This is a genomic window from Asticcacaulis sp. (assembly GCF_027484505.1).
Lineage (GTDB): Bacteria > Pseudomonadota > Alphaproteobacteria > Caulobacterales > Caulobacteraceae > Asticcacaulis.
This window is the reverse complement of sequence record NZ_JAIXSV010000206.1, coordinates 1-5,020: the sequence shown is the minus strand read 5'-3', so window position 1 is coordinate 5,020 and position 5,020 is coordinate 1. Positions and strand designations below refer to the sequence as shown.

Sequence of the window (5,020 nt, the reverse complement as noted above, 5' to 3'; positions counted from 1 at the left end):
CCTGCGGCCACAGGCGTGCGCACCCCTGCCGCTATCCTTGCGGAAATGGTTGGTGCCGTCGTTTTATCGCGCGTGATCAGCGACGAAACTCTGGCAGATCAACTCATTAACGACGTGGTGGAGGATATGGTCGGTAACCGGCCTTGATCGAAACCACTCGAGCCAACACCTGTGTCGCCTTCTGCGGCAGTCTAACCGCCGCCGTCGTCGAGCGGGCCAAAGGGGAGGGCCTGCCACTGGAGCCCTTTACCGTCCACGATCTGCGACGAACGGGGTCCACCCTCCTGAATGAACTGGGCTTCAATAAGGACTGGATCGAAAAGGCGCTCGCGCATGAGGACAACCGGACCTCCCGCGGTACTTATAACAAAGCCGAGTACGAACGTCAGCGTCGCCATATGCTTCAGGAGTGGGCGAACACGATCGATGCGTGGATCGAGGGGCGTAAATACATGCCTGTCCTCGTGCCGCCCGCCGTCGAATGGGACGTGCCTGACCCCAGCCTGTAGTCGTGAGATGCCTTTGCTTACCCGTACGCCCTCATTGAACCCCTTAGGGGTTGCGGCGTGTTGGGAGACGGAAAAAATACATAAAACGAAAGGGTATAATGGTGACTTCTTTGGAACAGCGATCTATTCGAAGGGCAATCCGGCGGGACGAACTGAAACAGATCGTCCCGCTTAGTTACAGCACGATTTATGACATGGAGCGTAAGGGCGAGTTTCCGCAGCGCTTCTACCTGACCTCCCGATCCCCCGTGTGGGATTTAGGCGAGGTCGAAACCTGGCTTGAGGCTCGCAAAGAAATGAGCCGGTCCAAGAAGGTGAAAGTCGTTACGCCTGATGTCAGGTTGCGCAAAGCCAGGCCGGTCAGGTCTGCCGGCTGACGCTCTGTAAGAGCGATGACGGATTACCGGCACAGGTTTTCAAGGCAACCAATATGTCAAGGGACTGTTGCGAGAGATAGACGTTGTGATCGCGGTTCTTCTTCATTCGCTCTTTTGGAATGCTCCATACCGCATTCTCGAAATCCACCTCGTCTCAGGTCGCAAAACGCAACTCGCTCTTGCGCACCGTTGTGAGCAGAAGAAACTTCATCCCAAGACGGATGGTCGGCAGGGTCGCAATGTGCTCAAGCTGACCGAACAGAGCCCGTATCTCCTTTGGCGATAACGCCCGATCTCTTGGAATGAAGGTTGCGATGGTGGATGCGCTGACTTCATCGGCGGGGTTAGCGACTTTTTCGCCGCGCGCGATTGCCAACATTTAGACCAGCCGAACAATCTCGCGTGCGTGTATGGCGGTCGCCGGCGCGCCCCGCGCCTTGACCTTTTCCAGCATCACGCGCAGATCGGGCGGAAGGATTTCAGACATCAGGCGCCGATCAAAGACAGAGAGGATATCGCGCTCATACACTGAGCGACGCATGGCCCTCGTGCTATCGGCCATCCGATGTTCCGAGAACCATTTTTCGGCCCACTCGGAAAAACTCTTCGCGGCCTTTCCGCGCTGTTTTTCCCTTTGCTTTTCGAGCGCTGGCGATAGCCCCTCTGCAATGGCCCTCTTAGCGTCTATCAGCTTCTCACGAGTCCGTGCCAGGGAAAGGCCTGCGCCCCCGTAACGCCCCAGCGTCAGGGGCTCTCTTCGCCCATTCAAACGGTAGTCCAGCCGGAACGTGATCGACCCCGTCGGCTGGACGATAACGTACATACCGTCACGGTCGGTAAATTTATAGATTTTATCCCTTGGTTTCAGACTCTTAAGTGCAGCGTCTGTTAGCATGCCCTCGCCTCCAAAGCGGTAATATTTTAACAAACGAGACACAAAATACCGTCACCCCGAAATCGCACTTTCGGAAGTCGTTTTCTCTCGTTCTTTCCGTGAGTTAGGGCAAAAAAATACCGTCAGAGCCCTTTGCACCCTGACGGTATATTCAATTCTCGGCGGTATCAAGCTGACGGTATACCCTCGCCCACGCCGTCACACTATTCGAGGGCACATCAAAGGCTGTCGATAACTCTCGATATTTTGTTATTTAAATACAAGAGATTATAGCGCATTTTAGGGTGCAGCAGGGTGCGAAAAAGGGCTCATTTTTATTCCCACTCGATCGTGCCGGGGGGCTTGGAGGTCACGTCGTAAACGACGCGGTTGACCCCCCTCACCTCATTGACGATGCGCGTGGCACAGCGCCCCAGCACCGGCCACGGGAACTCATAGAAGTCCGCTGTCATGCCGTCCGAAGAGGTGACGGCGCGCAGGGCCAGCACGTCCTCATAGGTGCGCGCATCACCCATAACCCCCACAGTTTTCACCGGCAACAGCACGGCAAAGGCCTGCCAGATATCGTTGTACAAACCCGCCTTGCGGATTTCATCGAGATAGATGGCGTCGGCGTCCTGAAGCGTTTTGACCTTTTCCGGGGTCACTTCGCCGGGGATGCGGATGGCCAGCCCCGGTCCGGGGAAGGGATGGCGGCCCACAAATTGCTCGCTAAGGCCCAGTTCGCGGCCCAGAGCGCGCACCTCATCCTTAAAGAGTTCGCGCAGCGGCTCGACCAGTTTCAGCTTCATATAGTCGGGCAGACCGCCGACATTGTGGTGGCTCTTGATAACGGTCGAAGGCCCGCCGTGCGGCGAGACGCTTTCGACCACGTCGGGATAAAGCGTGCCTTGCGCGAGGAACTCGGCACCGTCAATCCTGGCGGCCTCTTCGTCGAAGACCTCGATAAACAGGCGGCCGATGGTCTTGCGCTTCTGTTCAGGGTCGGACAGGCCCTTGAGGGCGCCCAGAAACTTGTCCTGCGCCTGCACATGGATCAGCGGAATGTTGTAGTGATCGCGGAACAGCGACACCACCTGCTCGCCTTCGTTCTTGCGCAACAGGCCCGTATCGACAAACACACAGGTCAGTTGCTCGCCGATGGCTTCGTGGATCAGAACGGCGGCGACCGATGAGTCCACCCCGCCCGACAGGCCGCAGATAACGCGACCCGACCCGACCTGGGCACGGATCTTTTCGATCATTTCCTGACGGAAGGCGGCCATGGTCCAGTCGCCTTTGAGGCCCGCGACCTCGAACAGGAAGTTTTTGATCATCTGAGTGCCGCGCACCGTGTGCACCACTTCGGGGTGGAACTGAACGGCATAGAAGCGGCGGGCCTCATCGGCGATGGCGGCAAACGGCGCGCCTTCGGAGACGGCAATGACCTTGAAGCCATCGGGGATGGCGGTAACGCGATCGCCGTGACTCATCCACACGATCTCCTTGTCGCCCGGCTTGCCCAGACCGCGGAACAGCGGCGTGTCGGCGGCGATTTCGATTTCGGCGCGGCCAAATTCGCGGTCATGGCCGCTTTCGACCTTACCGCCCAGAAGGTCGCACATCAGTTGCTCGCCATAGCAGATACCGAACACCGGCAGGCCCATATCAAATAAGGCCTTATCAACGGTCGGACCGGCTTCGACGACGCTGTGCGGCGACCCGGACAGGATGACCGCATTGGGCGCGACGCTTTTGATCGCCTCGGCCGCCTTAGTGAAGGGGTGGATTTCGCAATAGACGCCGCATTCGCGCACGCGCCGCGCGATGAGCTGAGTCACTTGCGATCCAAAATCAATAATCAGGACTTTTTCGTGATGCGACATGCGTCGGTCTTTCTATGGGTTTTTCGACCATTCTTACGGCTTGCGCCGGTATAGCGAAACGAAGAACCCGTCCGTGTGACTGGTTCCGGGGCTGAGGCGCAGGCGATGTCCCTGCGCAATATTTTTCAAAGTCTCTGCGCCTTCCGGGGTCACGGCGGCGCTGTCCAGCGCTTCGGCGACCGGGCGTGGTGTAAACCACGGGTGGTCGGCTTCGAAGCGGTCGGCGGTCATCTCGTTTTCGTCCGGCAGGATCGAGCAGGTGGCATAGGCCAAAAGCCCGCCCGGCTTCACCAGACGTGAGGCGCGGTGCAGGATGGCGCTTTGCAATTCATGCAGGCGCGCCACCTCTTTTTCTTCCAGCTTATGCGCGGTTTCAGGCCGGCGACGCCACACGCCTGAGCCAGAGCACGGCGCATCGACCAGCACCAGATCCGCCTGCGCTTCGAGGTCTTCCATCCCCTCACCGTCCGGGCCAAGTTGGCGCAATTCCGCCCCCAGACCGGCGCGGATCAGGCGCGGTTTGATATTGTTGAGGCGCGTCTTTTCGACGTCCGAGGCGATCAGGCGGCCGGATGTCTCGCCATTTGGCCCCTGCATGGCTTGCAGCAGGGCCAGAGTCTTGCCGCCGCCCCCGGCGCAATAATCGACCACCGTCATGCCGGGCCTGGCCCCGGCGAGGAAACCCGCCAGCTGAGAGCCCTCGTCCTGAATCTCGATCGTGCCCTGCCGGAAGGCGGGCAGCGCGCGCACATTGGGCGGCGGATCGGCGGGCAGGCGCACGCCAAAGGCCGAAAACGGCGTCGGTTCAGGCCTGTAGCCCAGCATTTCCAGCCCGGCGATCAATGGGGCACGGTCGCCATTGACGCGCAGGTCGATGGGGGCGCGCGGTAACATCAAGGCCTCAGCCTCTTTCAGCCAGTCGTCGCCATAGACGCTTTTAAGGCGCTCCACGACAAAGGCCGGCAGGCCGGATTCCAGCCATTCGGGCGCTTCGCCATCCCCAGCCTCCAATCGCTTGCGTTCCGCAACCGACAGCTTTGGCGGGGCATAGCCTTCGCCGGTGTAGAGGTCGTCGATCTCGGAAAGGCTTACGCCGTCAAGGAAGTGCAGCGCCCCCAGCACCAGCGCACGGCCCGCCGAGGAATCCGTTGCAAAAGACAAGCGTTCGCGCGCGCGCAGGCACTGATAGACCTTATCGGCAATGGCGCGGCGGTCCTTTGACCCGGCATAGCGGTTGTTGCGGCCCCAATCCTTCAGCACCTCTTCGGCCGGACGGCGCGTCTTGCTCAGAAGGTCGAGAATATCGGAAGCGGCTTGCAGACGGGCGGCGGGGGTCACTCTTTATCCTTACGCAAAACAGGTCCAGACGCACAT

3 protein-coding genes and 2 pseudogenes are annotated in these 5,020 nt (G+C 59.4%); 2 read left to right on the top strand and 3 right to left on the bottom strand.

All coding sequences use genetic code 11. The features are described from left to right. Window positions 1–191: 191 nt before the first annotated feature. Window positions 192–509, top strand: a pseudogene (locus Q0072_RS12400) (tyrosine-type recombinase/integrase); the annotation flags it as partial. 98 nt (window positions 510–607) lie between these two features. Then, window positions 608–886: an AlpA family transcriptional regulator gene (locus Q0072_RS12395; RefSeq protein ID WP_298330543.1), complete on the top strand. Its 279-nt coding sequence runs from the start codon at window positions 608–610 to the stop codon at window positions 884–886. A 22-nt stretch (window positions 887–908) separates the two neighbouring features. On the opposite strand, the pseudogene Q0072_RS12390 reads toward Q0072_RS12395, so the two are convergent. From Q0072_RS12390 to Q0072_RS12380, 3 genes and pseudogenes are all read right to left on the bottom strand, one after another. Beyond that, window positions 909–1,781 (bottom strand): annotated as a pseudogene (locus Q0072_RS12390) (integrase arm-type DNA-binding domain-containing protein); the annotation flags it as partial. Window positions 1,782–2,095: 314 nt separating this feature from the next. Continuing rightward, window positions 2,096–3,646, bottom strand: a complete 1,551-nt coding sequence (gene guaA / locus Q0072_RS12385; RefSeq protein WP_298330539.1) for a glutamine-hydrolyzing GMP synthase — start codon at window positions 3,644–3,646, stop codon at window positions 2,096–2,098. Between the two features lie 33 nt (window positions 3,647–3,679). Then, window positions 3,680–4,984 (bottom strand): RsmB/NOP family class I SAM-dependent RNA methyltransferase, encoded by a 1,305-nt coding sequence (locus Q0072_RS12380; RefSeq protein WP_298330536.1) that lies wholly within the window; start codon window positions 4,982–4,984, stop codon window positions 3,680–3,682. Window positions 4,985–5,020: the final 36 nt, after the last annotated feature.